This is a genomic window from Synechocystis sp. CACIAM 05, assembly GCF_010222815.1.
Classification (GTDB): domain Bacteria; phylum Cyanobacteriota; class Cyanobacteriia; order Cyanobacteriales; family Microcystaceae; genus Synechocystis.
In genome coordinates, this window is sequence record NZ_CP019225.1 from 2722743 (window position 1) to 2740337 (window position 17595).

Consider the following 17595-nt stretch of genomic DNA (forward strand, 5'->3'; position numbering starts at 1 on the left):
CTTGACAACTAATTTATTTATATTTATTGCTCAAAAATAATGCCATGGCTCCATTTCCACGTTGTTAGATGAGCGCCAAGCCTCATATAATATGCCATAACCCCGATCCAATCTAGCTTCTGGTCTCCGACCTCCCTATGAAAAGTGCTTTTTTAGACCGTCTCCACAGTCCCGATCGCCCGGTATTAGTCTTTGACGGGGCTATGGGTACAAACCTGCAGGTACAGAACCTAACGGCGGCGGATTTTGGTGGGGCGGAATACGAAGGTTGCAATGAATATTTAGTCCATACTAAGCCAGAGGCTGTAGCTACGGTGCATCGTGCTTTTTACGAAGCGGGGGCTGATGTGGTGGAAACGGATACTTTTGGGGGAACGCCCCTGGTGCTGGCGGAGTACGATTTAGCAGACCAAAGTTATTACTTAAACAAAGCGGCGGCGGAGTTGGCCAAGTCGGTGGCGGCGGAATTTTCCACCCCGGACAAGCCTCGATTTGTGGCCGGCTCCATGGGCCCGGGCACCAAGCTACCCACCCTAGGTCATGTGGACTACGATAGCCTCAAGGATGCCTATATGGTTCAGGTGCGGGGTTTATACGATGGCGGAGTGGATTTATTGCTGGTGGAAACCTGCCAGGATGTGCTGCAAATTAAAGCGGCCTTGAACGCCATTGAACAGGTCTTTGCCGAAAAAGGCGATCGCCTACCGTTGATGGTGTCAGTAACCATGGAAACCATGGGGACCATGCTGGTGGGTACGGAGATGGCGGCGGCCCTGGCCATTTTGGAGCCCTATCCCATCGATATTTTGGGGCTGAATTGCGCCACCGGGCCAGACTTGATGAAGGAACACGTTAAATATCTTTCTGAACATTCCCCCTTTGTGGTGTCCTGTGTTCCCAATGCTGGTTTGCCCGAAAACGTTGGCGGTCAAGCTTTTTATCGCCTCACCCCCGTGGAACTGCAAATGTCCCTGATGCACTTCATCGAAGACCTGGGAGTACAGGTAATTGGTGGTTGTTGTGGCACCAGACCCGATCACATCAAGGCCCTAGCGGATATTGCCAAGGATCTGCATCCGAAACAACGCCAGCCCCAGTACGAACCCAGCGCCGCTTCCATTTATTCCACCCAAACCTACACCCAAGAAAATTCTTTTTTAATCATTGGCGAACGCCTCAATGCCAGTGGCTCGAAAAAATGTCGGGATTTGCTCAATGCTGAAGATTGGGACAGTCTAGTTTCCCTCGCTAAATCCCAAGTCAAAGAAGGAGCTCAAATCCTTGATGTCAATGTGGATTACGTCGGTCGAGACGGAGTACGGGATATGAAAGAATTAGCTTCCCGACTAGTTAATAATGTCACCCTGCCGTTGATGTTAGATTCCACCGAATGGCAAAAAATGGAAGCGGGTTTAAAAGTTGCGGGGGGAAAATGTATTCTCAATTCCACCAACTACGAAGACGGGGAAGAACGGTTTTATAAAGTGTTAGAAATTGCCAAGGAATATGGAGCTGGTATTGTCATTGGCACCATCGATGAAGATGGCATGGGACGCACTGCAGATAAAAAATTTGAGATTGCCAAACGGGCCTACGAAGCGGCGATCGCCTTTGGCATTCCGGCCACAGAAATTTTCTTTGATCCTTTAGCTCTGCCTATTTCCACCGGCATTGAAGAAGACAGGGAGAACGGTAAAGCCACCGTGGATGCTATCCGCAGAATTCGCCAGGAATTGCCCGATTGTCATATTTTGTTGGGGGTTTCTAACGTTTCCTTTGGCTTGAATCCCGCCGCTCGCCAGGTGCTCAACTCCATCTTTCTCCACGAATGTATGCAGGTGGGCATGGATGCAGCCATTGTCAGTGCCAATAAGATTTTACCCCTGGCAAAAATTGACCCAGAACAACAACAAGTCTGTCTAGATTTAATCTATGACCGCCGGGAATTTGAAGGAGAGCGCTGTACATATGACCCGTTAACCAAACTCACCACTTTATTTGAAGGTAAAACCACCAAACGGGATAAATCCGGTGATGCCAATTTACCAGTGGAAGAAAGATTAAAACGCCATATCATTGACGGGGAAAGATTAGGCTTAGAAGAGGCCCTCAATGAAGCTTTAAAACTTTACGCTCCCTTAGATATCATTAACATCTATTTGTTGGATGGCATGAAAGTGGTGGGGGAACTATTTGGTTCCGGGCAAATGCAGTTGCCCTTTGTGTTGCAGTCGGCCCAAACCATGAAAGCGGCGGTGGCTTTTTTAGAACCCCATATGGATAAGGATGATTCCGCCGACAATGCCAAGGGTACTTTTTTAATTGCCACTGTTAAGGGGGATGTCCATGATATTGGCAAAAACTTAGTGGATATTATCCTTTCCAACAATGGCTATCGAGTGGTCAACCTAGGCATTAAACAGCCAGTGGAAAATATTATCGAAGCCTACAAAGAACACAAGCCCGATTGCATTGCCATGAGTGGTTTGTTGGTCAAATCCACTGCCTTTATGAAGGAAAATTTAGAAGTTTTCAACCAAGAGGGGATTACTGTTCCCGTCATTCTTGGTGGTGCTGCTTTAACGCCTAAATTTGTTCACCAGGACTGCCAAAATACCTACAAAGGCCAAGTAATTTACGGCAAAGATGCGTTCGCCGATTTACATTTCATGGATAAGCTAATGCCCGCTAAAAATAGCCACAATTGGGATGATTTCCAGGGCTTTTTAGGGGAATATGCAACGGAAAATGGCCATAATGTGACCACTGATGATGGTGCTAAAACCAATTTTGGCATTGAAGAAGAAAAATTAATTGACGCTAGTGAACAATCTAGGGAGCCGGAGGTAGTTGATACTGTTCGTTCTGAAGCAGTGGACTCTGACCTAGAAAGACCTGTGCCACCTTTTTGGGGCACCAAAATTTTGCAACCCAGTGATATTTCCCTCGATGAAGTCTTCCCTTTACTGGATTTACAAGCATTATTTGTTGGGCAGTGGCAGTTTCGTAAGCCGAGGGAGCAATCTCGGGAAGAATACGATCAATTCCTCACGGAAAAAGTTCATCCCATTTTGGCCGAGTGGAAAGGTAAGGTCATGGCAGAAAATTTACTCCATCCCACGGTGGTTTATGGTTATTTTCCCTGTCAATCCCAGGGCAATACCTTGTTAATTTATGACCCAGAATTGGTCAGCCAAAATAATGGCCAAATTCCCCCAGACGCAACGGCGATCGCCGAATTTGAGTTTCCCCGGCAAAAGTCAGGGCGGCGGCTTTGTATTGCGGACTTTTTTGCCTCTAAAGAATCGGGGATTACCGATGTTTTTCCTTTGCAAGCCGTGACGGTGGGGGAAATTGCCACAGAATATGCGAGGAAACTATTTGCTGGCGATAATTACACCGATTACCTCTACTTCCATGGTATGGCGGTGCAGATGGCGGAAGCCTTAGCGGAATGGACCCACCAACGGATACGGCGGGAATTGGGGTTTGGCCATTTGGAGCCGGATAACATCCGTGATCTTCTCCAACAGCGCTACCAAGGTTCCCGCTACAGTTTTGGTTACCCCGCTTGCCCCAATATGCAAGATCAATACACCCAACTAGAACTGTTGCAAACGGAACGAATTGGCTTGTATATGGATGAAAGCGAACAGGTCTACCCAGAACAATCCACCACGGCGATTATTTCCTATCATCCTGCGGCTAAATATTTCAGCGCTTAAAATTCCCATACTCTCTTATTTGACGTTATGTCTAAGAAAATTAGGGAATTAAAAACAATGCTTTTTCAATCAGGTTTTACTTGTAAATCGGGCAAGGGGATTCATACAAAATGGCATCATCCCCTACTGGATGGAATAGTTACACTTTCTGGTAAAGATGGCAGTGATGCTAAGTTTTATCAAGAAAAGGATGTTTTACAAGCTATTCAAATTGTTAAACAATAAGGAGGAAATTGATGATGGAAAATGTTCAAAACCATTATTCTTTAATTATTCAATGGTCAGATCTTGACAACTGCTTTGTGGTCAGTTTAACTGAATGGGGTGATTTTTGTCACATCCATGGGGATACCTATAAGGAGGCTTTCCAACAAGGGAAGGAGTTGTTGGATTTTTTAATTGAAACTACGCTAGAGGAAGGGAATATTTTACCTATCCCCCAATCTTTTCAACAATCATTAGTTACGACTTAAGTTAAGGCAAGTACAATCAAGACATAGATTAAAAAAACACAAATATTTTTATAAATATGATTGATTTTTCATGCCCACGTGTATAGTAATGCTATTTAATTTTTCAAGCTTAAATAATTTTGAGCAGCGTGTTCTGCCTCTGTTATGCCCACAGGTAAAATATTGACAGACGTTAAAATGCTGGCAATTGCTTGTTCAATTTTTAATGCACGTTGGGGATTTAGGACTAAGCCATATTGTTGAAATAGCAATCTCAATGGGTGGGGTTTGTTTTAGTTTGCTCGTTGTTCCCGGCTCTCCCTTGATAAAGTCACTAATCAAACAGGTATCAAGCAGGTAAAGCATTAGAATAACTCTAACAAGTGGCCCTTAAATGTCTCGGCCATAAACCTGTTGACCATAAATTTCCCATTGCGTTTCTGTCCAACGATGATTTTCTAGCGCTGCTGTTTGCATCAGTTCCATGAAAGGGCGACGGTGGTTTTCATAGGCTTGGAACTTTTCGGTAATCGCTCCTAAATCATCCAATTGATCGTGTTTCACCAAAGTGGCGATCGCCTTAACCAAATAGGCCGCATCTTCTAGGCCTTGGTTAGCCCCTTGAGCGCTGAAAGGAGGCATACCGTGGGCCGCATCGCCTACCAAAACAACCCGCTTTTGGCTCCAGAGGGGAAACTGAGTGCAGGGATTAGCGGGATGAAGATAATAGGGCCGACTAAAGAAATTGTCTAGGTTGGTTAGACAAAGCAAATCCGTAATAATCTTCGGAAAATCCGCTTTTTCTAGTTCTTTAATGGCTAAATTTAAGAGGGTGATTGGCAGTTGGTGAAGAATTTTTTCTAAGGCTATGGGCAAATGGAGTAAATAGCCTAAGCTGCCCCTACCTTGATTAAATATTACTAAACGAGGAGAATCCTGGCCGGGATTGGCCGCCATCAAGGCATCATTTTGTAGGCTAATGACTTTCTGATCTTGGAAATAATCCCTAGTCAGTTGATCGAGGATATCTTCGGGGACGGGATCAACGGCCAAACAGCCCAGAGCTGACCAACCGGAATATTGGGGTTTTGCCCAGGGTTCCAACGCAGAATTTTGATATAGAATTTGTCTCAGGGTGGAGTTAATGCCGTCGGCCGCCACCACTAATTTTGCCTCCATTGTCAGAGTATTTTTATGGGGTCTAATGTCTTGATTCTTTTCAGTGCTTTCTGACTCCTGACTACTTTCCCAATGGGCGAAAGGATTACTGGGCATTTTCAGATTTTTTTCGCAATAAACTCTTACATCATGGGGAGTTTGTGCAAAATTAATACAGCGATGATTAGCTTGAATTAGTGCAGGATCTAGTAAATTTCTAAGATTGGTTTGTAGGTTAAACCAGGGTAGAGAAATGCGTCCCTCGCCATATTTTTGTTGCCAGTAATCAAATCCTAAGGGAATGGTATGGGTTACTTCTCCCTGTAAATTTTTGCGATACCAAAATCTTGTTGCTTCCGGTTTTGTTTCAGAGTCAAGTTTAGGAATGCCCATGGCTTCGTAGGCAGACTTGGCGATCGCCCGTAATGCTTTCAGTCCGTTGGGTAAGAGATCGACAAATTGACCGACGGGACGAAATTCACGGGTTTGATCAATCACCAAAATGTTATTAATGCCCCGTTGTTGTAGCCCGATCGCCGTAGCCAAACCCACCGGGCCAGCCCCGATAATCAGAACGTCATAGAGAGGGTGAGAATTAGGCATGGCCAGATTTTGATGGAAGTCAAGGAGGGCTGTATCTCGTCACAATCCTCAGTTTATGCGATGGTCTGTCTTTGAAAGAATTTAAACAATTGTGATAGTCTGAAAAAATCTAAAAAATAACGCAATTCTATTAGTGTAATTGTTGAAACGGTAATCTCAATTGGCAGGGTTTGTTTTAGTTTTTTGTTGTTCCTGACTCTCCCTTGATAAAGTCACTAATCACATAGGTATCAAGCAGGTAACGCATTAGAATAACTCTGGTTCACAGGGAGAGAGAAGCTCATCTCGATACGACTCGAATGAAGCGAAATCGGGAAAACTTTCGTAGGATAAAATCGCTTCTGGCCATTGGGAGGCGGAAACGCTGGGAATTTCAATCATTTGGCGTAAGGCTTGCAAAATGAGAGTTTGTAAAAGAACATTCGCTGTTTTTGCTTGCTGAAGTAAATCTTGTTCAAGATCTGGCGGTAGATTGATCTTAATTTGCATAAAATTCACTTTCCCACTATAGTCTTTTGCAACATGATCAACCAAGATAACGCATAGCAGATTATCAGGCGATCGCCGTTAATCAAAGATCCTTAAAAATTTCATTAACAGTTAACGATAACTGGGGAAACGTAGGGGACTGAATTGCCATTACCTCTTTAAAATTACCGACTTCCTGATAACAGCCGGCTGATAATTCTAAAACTAAGACCGTTCGGGTTTGGGGATCAACAATCCAATATTCAGGAATGCCACAGGCTTGATATTGTTGACGCTTCGCAATGTAGTCCCGCTCCCGTTGTAATTCCCCCGGACTGACAACTTCCACCACTAGCAAGGGCGGTAACATCGATAACCGAATCGTATTGCGTTTAGCTAATTGGGCAATGTGCTCTTCTCGAATAATCGTCAAATCAGGAAAACGGTTTTTAGGTTCACCGTGAACTTCTAGTTCTAAACCGTGTCCTCTTACTCGTCGATAACCGACAATTTCGGCAAATTTGAGCAATAAAAATGTGGCAATTTGAAAATTTAATCCTGACTCTGTCGGCACAGCAATTAATTCCCCATTGAATAATTCATAGAGTTGATCAGTATCGTCTTCGTACGCAAGATACTCTGCAAAGCTTTTAAAGCGGGGTTGGAGCGCTAACATAGGCTACCGTTTTCAGAGATAATTAGGCTTTTATTCTAACGATTTAGTAATTTTATGGCGATCGCCAAATTTGAATTTCCCCTGCAAAAGTCAGGGCGACAGCTTTGTATTACAGACTTCTTTGCCTATAAGGAATCGAGGATTACTGATGTTTTTCCTTTGCAAGCTGTGACAGTGGGGAAATAGCAGCGGAATATGCGAGAGAACTATTTGCTGGCGATAATTACACCGATTGTCTCTACCCAAAATAGTCCGACCAGGGCGATCATGGCCTATCATCCCACTGCCAAGGACTTTAGTACTTAAACTACTCCCCAGTAATGGCCAATCCTTCCACCCAAACTCGGGGACACACTCCCCCTGGGGTGACTTCCGCTTCCGGTTCAAGGTAAACAATAGCCTTTAGAACTTCTAAAAAATCCCCTGCCACGGTAGCCGCATCAATACTCTGCTTTTCCCCTTGATTGACTAACCAACCGTCAAAAGGTAAGGAAAAGGAACCTTGGAGGGAGTTGACCCCAGCGTGGAGGGCTTGGAGCTTGTCTATATAAACTACGTTTTCTGCTTGATCAAGGCTGTAGCTTTTTTCAGCAGTTTTCTCGCTATACACATGGTAAAAGTGGGCCCCAACGGTGATTTTTGCACCGATGTTGGCGTGGCCAGTGGGTTGAGTATCAAACCGCTTAGCAGTGCCAGCGCTGTGTAATAAACCAGTTAAAACCCCATTTTTAATAATGTCCACTCTCCGGGTGGGGGTTCCTTCGCCGTCAAACCGTTCCGCTGAGATATTCCCTGGGTGCAGAGCATCATCGCTGACACAGAGCAGTTCACTGGCGATCGCCGTGCCTAGGGTTTCCTTGGTGGCTAGGGATTGCTTATCGAGGATGCTTTGGGCGTTATAGAGATTAGAAAAAGCACCGAGCAAACTTAAAAAAGCCCGGGGGGAAAAGACGACGGTGTATTTGCCAGTAGGGATGGGGCGATAATCCAGATGGCTGAGGGTTTTCTCTTTAACTGTTTGTAAGCAACCATCAATGTCGAGGCTAGCCAAATCCCGACTAATTTTCATTTCTCCGGCACTGCGGGGCTTTTTACCTTCCTGTTCTGCCCGACTGTAAAGATAAATGGAAGCGTAGGAACGACATTCATAGCGTTTGGCCCCAGCACTATTGAGATAAAAACGCTCCGTGGTCTGTTCCGATAAACCGTTGTAGGGGACCCCGGTGATGGCAGGATGGCTGGCCAACAAGTCCTGCTCAGCTTTAATTAGAGTGGCAATTAAATCCCCCATGGGGGCCGGTTCTGCCACGTCATTTTCCGCGCCACCAATGGGCACTTGGGCTTCGGGGCTGAAGTCGGGAATATTATCTGTAACGCCAAAAGCACTAGCTTCGGCGGCGGTTTCCAGGGCTAAACTAATGCCGGCTTGGTCCAAATCTGTGGTGCTGGTTACCCCCACCAGACCTTTTTCGTTCCAGACTCGTACAATCACACTGGCCCGGTTTGACGCTTCCACCTGCTTTGGTTCCCCAGAATCCACCTCCACTCCGGCATCATCCACGGAGGATCCATAGATGTCATATTGTTTAATTCCCAGTGCAGCGGCTCCCTGGTAGGCATGGTCGGCGATCGCCTGAATATCGAGCATAGTCTTGTCAATGGTGGACTGAATAATTCCAATTTAGCGAATGGACGGGGTCGAAAGCTATTCAACCTTGGTGAGAAAGGGTTTTTAGCTCAGGCTCAAAAATTTATCTAGGGCACTGATCACACTGGGGGGCCAACGGCGGATCTGTTTCACCCAGTCTAGATCTTGGTAACGGCTATCTACCCCCACAGCGGCCACCCAATTACTTTCCGCTTCCCCCTGTTGGCCATCTACCCAGAGCACAGCGGTGAGGGCGGCCCGCATATCCGCAAACATGGGATATTTTTTCACCAGACGACGCATGGTTTGAATGGCTTCGGTTTTTTGTCCCAATTCGTACAACGCTAGGGCAGTGTTGGCCTGGGCAAAGGCAAAATTAGGGGCGATCGCCGTGGCTTGCTGGAAATCTTCCAGGGCACTGGTCCAATTCCCTAGACCCCCTTCCGCATTACCCCGATTATTGTAGGCAAAGGCATCTTCCGGGTTAACGGCTAAAACCCGATTATAGTCAGCGATGGCTGCCTTAAATTCCCCTTTAGCTTCCAAGGCCGTGCCCCGGTTGAGGTAAGGATCCGCTTGTTCCGGTGCCAACTTAATGGCCTGGTTAAAATCGGCGATCGCCTCGTCCAATTTGTTTTGGCTAACCCGGGAATTACCCCGATTGCTCCACACAGCCGGATTCTGGGGAAACTTTTCGATCAATTCCGTCCAATATTTCTCGGCGGTGACAAAATCCCCTGCTTCAGTGGCAGCAAAGGCTTTATCCGTCAGGCTATCTCCCACTTCTAACTGTTCATCGGTAAGGGGAATGGGGCTTTCCGTTGCCCAGACTGGGGAAGGAAAAAACAGCAACAAACCTACCAACACAATGCCCCAGAGGGAGGGCATAAGCAAAGCAAAATATTTTCGTAGAAGGGAAAGCATTAAAAAAATCTGGAGTTGGGAATGGGATCAACTGGATGCAACCCATTGTAAATTTTCTCCGCGGTAATCTTCAAATTATTGCGCCCCGGTGAACTTGACTTCCGACCGACCGGACGGTATTTTAAAAGTGTCCAACCAACTGGACGGTTTAATTATTTCCAGGTGTTCTGTCAATTTAAAAAAAAGAATATTTGCATTATCTGCGGAGGCGAAATTATATGGTTTCTGGAAAAAGGCTTCGTTCCAAGTCCATCCAACCTAGCCAACTACTAACTGCGGCGAATAAAGTCATTGTTAGTCAAGGGGTGGACGCCCTCACCTTGGATGCGGTGGCTAGTGAAGCAGGGGTGAGCAAAGGCGGATTGTTACACTACTTTCCCACCAAGGAGGCTTTAATTGCGGGCATGGTTCAGCAGGCCCTAGACAGGTTTGTGGAAACATTGCATCAGGAACTTGCCAATGATCCAGCCCCCGACACCCCAGGGCATTGGGTTAGGGCCTATATTCGAGCCTCAGCGCTAGACGACCAGGAAAATTATGAACTCCATTTCAATTTGCTAGCCGCAAATTTTACTAATCCTGAATTGTTGGCTCCCATGCGACATTTTTGGCAAGAGTGCCATGGGCAGATTATGGCTAGCGGGCTCGATCCGGCCGTAGCAACGGTGATTCAATTAGCTATGGACGGTCTTTGGTTAACTCACTTACACGGTTTTGCCCCCCTGGAAGAACCTCTCCGCTCCCAGGTTATTGCCACTGCCCTAAAACTGGCCCAGCCATAGTTTCCTAATTTTTTATCTTTTGCCGACGTTTGCCAAATGGTTTCCAGCGCCGGTTGGTGGCTCTAGGGAATATCTTTAGAGAAAATTTGTTTTTTCATATTTAATAACTATTTTAGTTCTTTGGGTCAATGCTATGACAGATATTTCAATGCGATTTGGCATGCAAGCAGAGGCCCGTGAATTTCTTAAATTAGCAGTGCCCCTGGCCGGTGCTCAAATGGCTCAAGCGGCAACGGGATTTGTCGATACGGTCATGATGGGTTGGCTGGGGCAGGATGTGCTGGCGGCGGGGGGATTAGCCACCATGATCTTTATGGCATTTATGATGACTGGGGTGGGATTAATCTCCGGGGTCAGCCCCCTAGTGGCAGAGGCCTATGGCGCTGGCCAAACCCGGCGCATTGGGCAATTAACTCGCCAGGGTTTATGGATTGTTCTACTGCTATCAATTCCGGGAATGTTGTTCATAACCCACCTCAACGGACTGATGCACTGGTCTGGCCAGGCTGACACAACCATCATTCTTTCAGATTCCTATTTGAATGTGATGGCCTGGGGTTTATTTCCGGCGATCGCCTTTGCTACGCTCCGGGGCTGTATTATTGCCCTTTCCCAAGCGCGGCCGATAATGCTGATTGTGATCGCAGCAACTTTGTTTAATATTCTTGGCAACTATGGGTTGGGATTTGGCAAATGGGGGTTTCCTGCCCTAGGAATTACCGGCTTAGCCATTGCTAGTATCAGTGCCCATTGGATTATGTTTCTGTCCTTGCTGGTCTATATGCTTTGGCACAAACCCCTCCATCAATATTCTTTGTTCCATTCTCTTCACCACTTGAAGCCAAGCATTCTACGACAGCTACTTTGGGTCGGAGGCCCCATTGGTATTGCGGCAATTTTGGAGTACGGATTATACTTGACCGCTAGCTTTTTTATGGGTGCATTGGGAACACCGATTTTAGCCGCCCATCAGGTGGTATCCCAAACTGTGCTGGTTCTTTTTATGGTTCCTTTGGCCATGTCCTATGCGGCCACTGTGCGAGTTGGGCAATGGTTTGGTCAACAGCATTGGCGACAAATTCGACAGGCGGCCCTGGTGAGCATTGGCTTGGCAGTATTATTTATGCTGACCGCTGGCATCGCCCTATTTGTCTATCCCCAGCAAATTATCGGACTGTATCTCGATCTCAATGACCCTGCCAATGGGGAGGCTTTGGACATCGGTATTTCAATTATGAAGATTGCCGCTTTTGGACTGGTCTTGGATGGGTTACAAAGAACAGCCAATGGTGTTTTACAAGGACTGCAAGATACCCGCATTCCCATGGTGCTGGGCACGATCGCCTATTGGGGCATTGGTTTAACGGCAAGCTATCTGTTGGGATTTTATACCCCTTTATCGGGGGCGGGGGTTTGGATTGGAACATACATCGGCCTGGCGGCGGCCTCCATTGCCTATTTGTGGCGATTCCAAAAAGTTATGGTCAAGGAAAAATCCTTCCCCTTTGCTAGCTCTTAATCCATAATTGTCAGGTAATTTTGTTGCTAAGTTAAAACTATTTGATACTTGTTCAGCCAAATATTCAACTTGTTTAAACTGACAATTAGGAATATTTAATGTAACTAATTGTAAATTTTCTCTGTGGAAATATTCCCATTACTGTCTTCTAACAGGGAACAACTTAAGCGTATTTACTTATAGGCGATCGCCGGTGGGAGGGGAGGATGAAAATAACCAGTAAAAAACCCTCCACTTGAAGGGTTTAGCTTTCCAGAAATTGTTGCTTAAGTTATAAAAGTTCCCTTCAACCCTCCTCCCGATGAATAGTACTCTTTCCCCCATTAATGTTGCGGTGGCTGGCTCCCTTTGGTGGAATGGCTTCACCGCCGATTTCACCATCACCAATACTTCCACCACTAGCCTCAGTAATTGGACTTACACCTTCGACACTGTCCATAAAATTTCCGGTAATCCCTGGGGCGCAACTTTTATCAGCGTGGATTTGGGCAATGGCATCACCCGCTACACTTTGACCGGGGCCGGTTGGGCATCGAGTATTCCCCCCGGTGGTTCCGTCACCATTGGTTTTAATGGCTCCCAAGGAACGGCGATCGGTAATAGCGGCTCTTTGACTTCTGCTTTATTATTCACCGACGTTAATGCCAATACTGGGGGGACTGGGGGGACTGGGGGAGGACATCAGCATCCTGAGCCGGATCCTGTTGTAGATCCAGATCCTATTCCTCCCACGGATCCGGTCGTAGATCCCACTCCTAACCCCGGCACTGGTAGAGTATTTGCTGTCAATCCTGCGGCCGCCGATATTGTCGGTTTCAATCCCGCTGTGGATAGGTTGGATTTTGGCGATGTGTCGGTGCATAATCTCATCGTTGGTAAAACCAGCACCGGGGAAGTGGCCATCATTAATCCTTGGGCTTGGACTCCTGAGTTTCAAATTATCCGGGGAGTTAGCTTTGATGATTTGACGGCGGCAAATTTTGGCATTGTGCAGAATGAGCATTTACGCCAGGACATTGGCGGTGTCCTCAGTTGGGAATTAGGTTTAGGGGCAAGGAATAGTAATACGGTTTATGTCCGTTCCCATGAGTATGGAGTGCAGGAACGGATTGAAAATTTTAACCCTGCCACCATGAAGTTAAGCTTTCTCTACTACGGCACTAGGGAAAGATTAACCGTTAGCGATACGGCGGAGGGTTTATTAATTGCCACCCAACCCACGGGGCAAACTTTGTTGTTGGTGGGGGTGACCCGCAGTCAATTAATCCCGGCTAACTTGGAATTTCACCATGACCAGGTGGTGGAAGACCGCCTAGAGGATGCCTTTGGGGTCACTGTCGAGCAAGTTACCGTTGTTAGTCGCACTGGTTTGGCCACTCCCCAGGGGCCAGCGGGACAAATTACCGATGGTCATCAGAGTAGGCCCGGTAATGGTTTAACTCCCATTGGTGGTGGGGAATTTAGCGGCGGTGCTGGGGGCCATGGCAGTGGTGATGACCACAATCACCATGATCATGACCACGGCGGGGATATGGACCATGGTTCTGACCCCAGTGATGGCATGGGGGGAGGCACTACCAATCCTCCGGTCACCGATCCGGTTACGCCCCCACCCCCCAATCCTGTTTCTCCCACTAGTCCTTTCACTGTCACGGTGGGAGGTAATCGTTGGTGGAATGGTTTTACGGCGGAGTTGACTGTAACTAATGTTTCGGGAAGTCGGTTAAATAATTGGAGCTTTACCTTTGACACGGTACATAAAATTTCCGGTAGTCCCTGGGGAGCCACTGTCCAAGGCACGGATTTAGGGGGAGGCATTACCCGTTATGTGGTTACCGGCAGTGAATGGGCCACTTCTATCGCCCCTGGCAGTTCTGTCAAAGTTGGCTTTAACGGCACCCAAGGAACGGCGATCGCCAACGACGGGGCCTTAACCGCAGATTTACTCTTTCTCGGTGGCGGTATAGTTGGTCAACCCAGCACTGGCTCTGGTGGTAATACTGGAGGAACTCCCACTAATCCCAATTCCCCCACTGACCCCATTAATCCTAACCCCAATCCTGTTGATCCCGTCGATCCCCCGGCGATCGCCAATGGGGACCATAATTACGGCGAAGCGTTGCAAAAATCTTTCCTGTTTTACGAAGCCAACCGTTCTGGAGACTTAGACGAAGCCACTAAACGCATAGATTGGCGGGGAGATTCTGGTTTAAGGGATGGTCGGGATGGCATTTATTTTGGTGGACAAAGTAGCGGTAATTTACAAGCAGGTTTAAGCCTGGATTTAACCGGTGGTTATCATGATGCGGGGGACCACGGCAAATTTGGTCTACCCCTAGCTTCAACATTAACCACCCTGGCCTGGGGCGGTGTGGAATTTACCGACGGTTACCAAACCAGTGACCAAATGGACGATCTCCTTGCAACCATACGGTGGGGGACGGATTATTTGCTCAAAGCCCACATTACCAACGCCAATGGAGAGACAGTGTTTTTTGTCGCCCAGGTGGGTAACGCTTCAGCAGATCATTCCCTCTGGAGTGCTCCGGAAAGCCAAACCATTGCCCGGCCAGCCATGGCAGTTACCCCCAATAAACCCGGTTCCGATGTGGCGGCGGGGTCAGCAGCGGCCCTGGCGTCTGCTTCCATTCTTTTCCGAGAAGCGGGAGATTTTGCCTATGCGGATGAATTATTAGTCAATGCCCAATCTTTATACCGATTTGCGGACACCTACCGGGGTAAATATTCCGACTCCATCCCCGAAGTGCGGAACTATTACAATTCCTGGAGTGGCTATGAAGATGAGTTGGCCTATGGGGCGGCGTGGTTGTCCCGGGCGGTTAATAGTGCAGGGGGCGATGGTTCTGCCTATCTGCAAAAGGCGTTAAACATTTACAACACTGATATTGGTGGGCTGAGTCGAGGGTGGACCCACAATTGGGACGATGCCTCCTATGGTGTGGCGGTAATATTAGCCCAAGACACCGGTAATCAAGCGATTAAACAAGATGTGACCCGCTGGCTAGATGCTTGGGTCAATGGCACCGATGGGGTGCAAATCACTGACGGCGGTTTGCGGTTTATTAGCCAATGGGGTTCCCTACGCTACGCGGCCAATACGGCAATGCTGGCAGCGGTCTATTCCGACGGCTTAACCGATCCCACTGGTAAGTATGCCCAGTTAGCCCAGGACACAGTGGACTATATTTTAGGCAGTAATCCCCGCAATGCTAGCTATATGGTGGGTTACGGCAATGATTTTCCCCAACAGCCCCACCATCGGGCAGCTTCGGGAGTGGGCTGGGACGGTTTCCGCAACGGCTTGCCCAATGAGCATATTTTGTTCGGTGCTTTGGTGGGCGGTCCCACTGCGGCCAATGACTTTAGTTATAACGATTCCCGAGATGACTACATCAGCAACGAAGTGGCCATTGATTACAATGCAGGCTTAACGGGAGCATTGGCTTGGTCGGTGGAACAGTTTGGGGGTAATCCCCTCACGGCGGCCCAGTTGAATGCTTTACCTGGTATTTCAGTGCCCCAAGGGATGTAGGAAAACAAGCTCAGAATGCTGCGGGGAGAAGGGCAACTCCCCACCATCCCCAAATTTTTGCTGGCGATAAATATTTTTCGGTTTAATTGTTCACAAAGCTTTTTGAATTTGAGTTTGTAGAAATTTATTGGCTGGTAATGCTTTTCTGCCCCCCTGCAAGACTTCATTGATCCTTGCCTATGCCATCAATATCATTGGTCAATAATGATAATGATTGACTAAAACATGTTTAACAAAATTTAACGCATATGCTAAATGCGTAAACTGCATATGCCTTGGCTGAGTGTAATTTACGTTACAAATTTTAACGAAACGGGAACCCTATATTGATCTCTACTGTTATCTGGCTTGAAGCGTTGTGGCTAATAAATTTGAGACCGTTAAGGCAACCAAAGATGGTTTGGCTGTCCGGGCTGAGTTGGAGCATTTTGCCCAGATTGGTTGGGAAAATATCCCCGAAGAGGACCGGGATCTGCGCTTGAAGTGGTTAGGCATTTTTTTCCGCCCTGTCACCCCCGGCGAGTTTATGCTCCGTTTTCGTATTCCCCACGGCTTGCTCACCAGTCAGCAATTACAGGTCATTGGCGACATTATTAACCGCTACGGCGATCGGGGCAATGGAGACATCACCACCAGGCAAAATTTGCAGATCCGGGGCATCAAAATTGAAGATATTCCCGATATTTTTAGCAAGCTGGAAAGCTGTGGTCTAACCTCGGTCCAGTCCGGCATGGATAATGTCCGTAACATCACAGGCTCTCCGGTGGCAGGGTTGGAAAAAGATGAATTGATTGATACCAGAGATCTGGTGCAACAGGTACAGGACATGATCACCAATGGTGGTCGGGGCAATCCGGAATTCACCAACTTGCCCAGGAAGTTTAACATTGCCATCGAAGGAAGCCGGGATAATTCTGTCCACGCAGAAATCAACGACGTAGCGTTTGTCCCAGCCTATCGGGAGGGAATTCTCGGTTTTAACGTGGTGGTGGGGGGCTTTTTCTCTTCCCGTCGTTGTGAAGCCGCTATTCCCCTGGATGCTTGGGTGCAACCGGATCAGCAGGTGGTGGATCTGTGCCGAGCTATTTTGGAAGTCTATCGAGACCATGGTCTGCGAGCTAACCGTCAAAAGTCCCGCCTAATGTGGCTAATTGATGAGTGGGGGGTGGCTAAATTCCGGGAAGAAGTGGCCGCTAAGTTGCCTTTCCCTCTGTTAACAGCGGCTCCTAAGGACGAATTAGATTGGGATAAGCGGGATCATTTAGGGGTTCATCCCCAGAAACAAGCCGGGTTAAATTACGTGGGTCTCCATGTGCCGGTGGGCCGTCTCTATGCCAATGACTTTTTTGAACTCTCCCGTTTAGCAGATACCTATGGAAGTGGGGAGGTGCGGCTGACAGTGGAACAGAATTTAATTTTGGTCAATGTCCCCGACGAAAAACTAGAGGCCTTGTTGGCGGAACCGTTATTAACTAAGTTTCGAGTTGACCCCCACAATCTGCAACGGTCAGTGGTGTCCTGTACGGGGGCGCAGTTTTGCAAGTTTGCCTTGATTGAAACAAAAAATCGAGCTTTGGCCATGGTGGCGGCTTTGGAAAAAGAGTTGACGGTGCCCCAACCGGTGCGGATCCACTGGACTGGATGTCCCAATTCCTGTGGCCAACCCCAGGTGGCGGACATTGGCCTAATGGGCACCAAGGTGCGGAAAGATGGCAAAACGGTGGACGGAGCAGACGTTTATCTGGGGGGAAAAGTGGGTAAGGATGCCCATTTGGGTACCTGTGTCCATAAGAGTATTCCCTGTGATGAACTTCAGCCTTTGTTAGCTCAGATTTTGATTGAACAATTTGGCGCGGTGCGGCGTTGATTTTAGGATTCTAGTCCTAGTTAGTTCCCCCATCGTTAACGTCCCCAGATTTATCAACCGTAATACCCTGTGGGAGTTTTCCGCTGGGAATCCCATGGCGTTGAACTCTGCTGGGCTAGCAATGGTTCGTGGATAGGTAGGTAACTTACTCACCGAAAAAATAATTCCATTGAACTGAAATTATTGGATCACATTTAATTACAACTAATTACAAGGAAAA

12 protein-coding genes and 1 pseudogene are annotated in these 17595 nt (G+C 47.4%); 8 read left to right on the plus strand and 5 right to left on the minus strand.

Annotated elements, in window-relative coordinates:
• The first annotated feature begins 137 nt into the window (after positions 1 to 137).
• Genes metH through BWK47_RS12910 form a run of 3 tightly spaced genes read left to right on the plus strand, consistent with a single transcriptional unit; the run spans position 138 to position 4198 of the window.
• The gene (metH, locus tag BWK47_RS12900) at positions 138 to 3725 is read left to right on the plus strand and encodes a methionine synthase (RefSeq protein WP_162328946.1); all 3588 of its coding nucleotides are present in this window, start codon (positions 138 to 140) and stop codon (positions 3723 to 3725) included.
• A gap of 27 nt (positions 3726 to 3752) precedes the next feature.
• Complete coding sequence (locus BWK47_RS12905; protein WP_162328947.1) at positions 3753 to 3950, plus strand: type II toxin-antitoxin system HicA family toxin; 198 nt, start codon at positions 3753 to 3755, stop codon at positions 3948 to 3950.
• Positions 3951 to 3964: 14 nt separating this feature from the next.
• Positions 3965 to 4198 carry a type II toxin-antitoxin system HicB family antitoxin gene (locus BWK47_RS12910; protein WP_237269639.1) on the plus strand — a complete coding sequence of 78 codons (234 nt, stop codon included), beginning with the start codon at positions 3965 to 3967 and terminating at the stop codon, positions 4196 to 4198.
• A 369-nt stretch (positions 4199 to 4567) separates the two neighbouring features.
• On the opposite strand, the gene BWK47_RS12915 is transcribed toward BWK47_RS12910, so the two are convergent.
• The 3 genes from BWK47_RS12915 to BWK47_RS12925 form a co-directional block, all read right to left on the minus strand.
• Positions 4568 to 5938, minus strand: a complete 1371-nt coding sequence (locus tag BWK47_RS12915) for an FAD-dependent oxidoreductase (RefSeq protein ID WP_162328949.1) — start codon at positions 5936 to 5938, stop codon at positions 4568 to 4570.
• Between the two features lie 246 nt (positions 5939 to 6184).
• On the minus strand, positions 6185 to 6427 hold the full coding sequence (locus tag BWK47_RS12920) for a hypothetical protein (protein WP_162329699.1): 243 nt from the start codon (positions 6425 to 6427) through the stop codon (positions 6185 to 6187).
• 82 nt (positions 6428 to 6509) lie between these two features.
• A complete protein-coding gene (locus tag BWK47_RS12925) occupies positions 6510 to 7082 on the minus strand; it encodes a Uma2 family endonuclease (protein WP_162328950.1) in 573 nt (190 codons plus the stop codon).
• A 57-nt stretch (positions 7083 to 7139) separates the two neighbouring features.
• On the opposite strand from BWK47_RS12925, the pseudogene BWK47_RS17275 reads away from it, so the two are divergent.
• Positions 7140 to 7324: pseudogene (locus BWK47_RS17275) on the plus strand (hypothetical protein); the annotation flags it as partial.
• 65 nt (positions 7325 to 7389) lie between these two features.
• Here BWK47_RS17275 and BWK47_RS12935 read toward each other — a convergent pair.
• Both BWK47_RS12935 and BWK47_RS12940 read right to left on the minus strand, forming a co-directional pair.
• The gene (locus BWK47_RS12935) at positions 7390 to 8730 is read right to left on the minus strand and encodes a TldD/PmbA family protein (RefSeq protein WP_162328951.1); all 1341 of its coding nucleotides are present in this window, start codon (positions 8728 to 8730) and stop codon (positions 7390 to 7392) included.
• 84 nt (positions 8731 to 8814) lie between these two features.
• Positions 8815 to 9654 (minus strand): tetratricopeptide repeat protein, encoded by an 840-nt coding sequence (locus tag BWK47_RS12940; protein WP_162328952.1) that lies wholly within the window; start codon positions 9652 to 9654, stop codon positions 8815 to 8817.
• A 218-nt stretch (positions 9655 to 9872) separates the two neighbouring features.
• Between BWK47_RS12940 and BWK47_RS12945 the strand changes: the two genes are divergently transcribed.
• From BWK47_RS12945 to BWK47_RS12960, 4 genes are all read left to right on the plus strand, one after another.
• The gene (locus BWK47_RS12945) at positions 9873 to 10436 is read left to right on the plus strand and encodes a TetR/AcrR family transcriptional regulator (protein ID WP_162328953.1); all 564 of its coding nucleotides are present in this window, start codon (positions 9873 to 9875) and stop codon (positions 10434 to 10436) included.
• Between the two features lie 133 nt (positions 10437 to 10569).
• Positions 10570 to 11955 carry an MATE family efflux transporter gene (locus BWK47_RS12950; protein WP_162328954.1) on the plus strand — a complete coding sequence of 462 codons (1386 nt, stop codon included), beginning with the start codon at positions 10570 to 10572 and terminating at the stop codon, positions 11953 to 11955.
• A 301-nt stretch (positions 11956 to 12256) separates the two neighbouring features.
• A complete protein-coding gene (locus tag BWK47_RS12955; RefSeq protein ID WP_162328955.1) occupies positions 12257 to 15508 on the plus strand; it encodes a glycoside hydrolase family 9 protein in 3252 nt (1083 codons plus the stop codon).
• 358 nt (positions 15509 to 15866) lie between these two features.
• A complete protein-coding gene (locus tag BWK47_RS12960) occupies positions 15867 to 17375 on the plus strand; it encodes a ferredoxin--nitrite reductase (protein ID WP_162328956.1) in 1509 nt (502 codons plus the stop codon).
• The last annotated feature ends 220 nt before the right edge of the window (positions 17376 to 17595 follow it).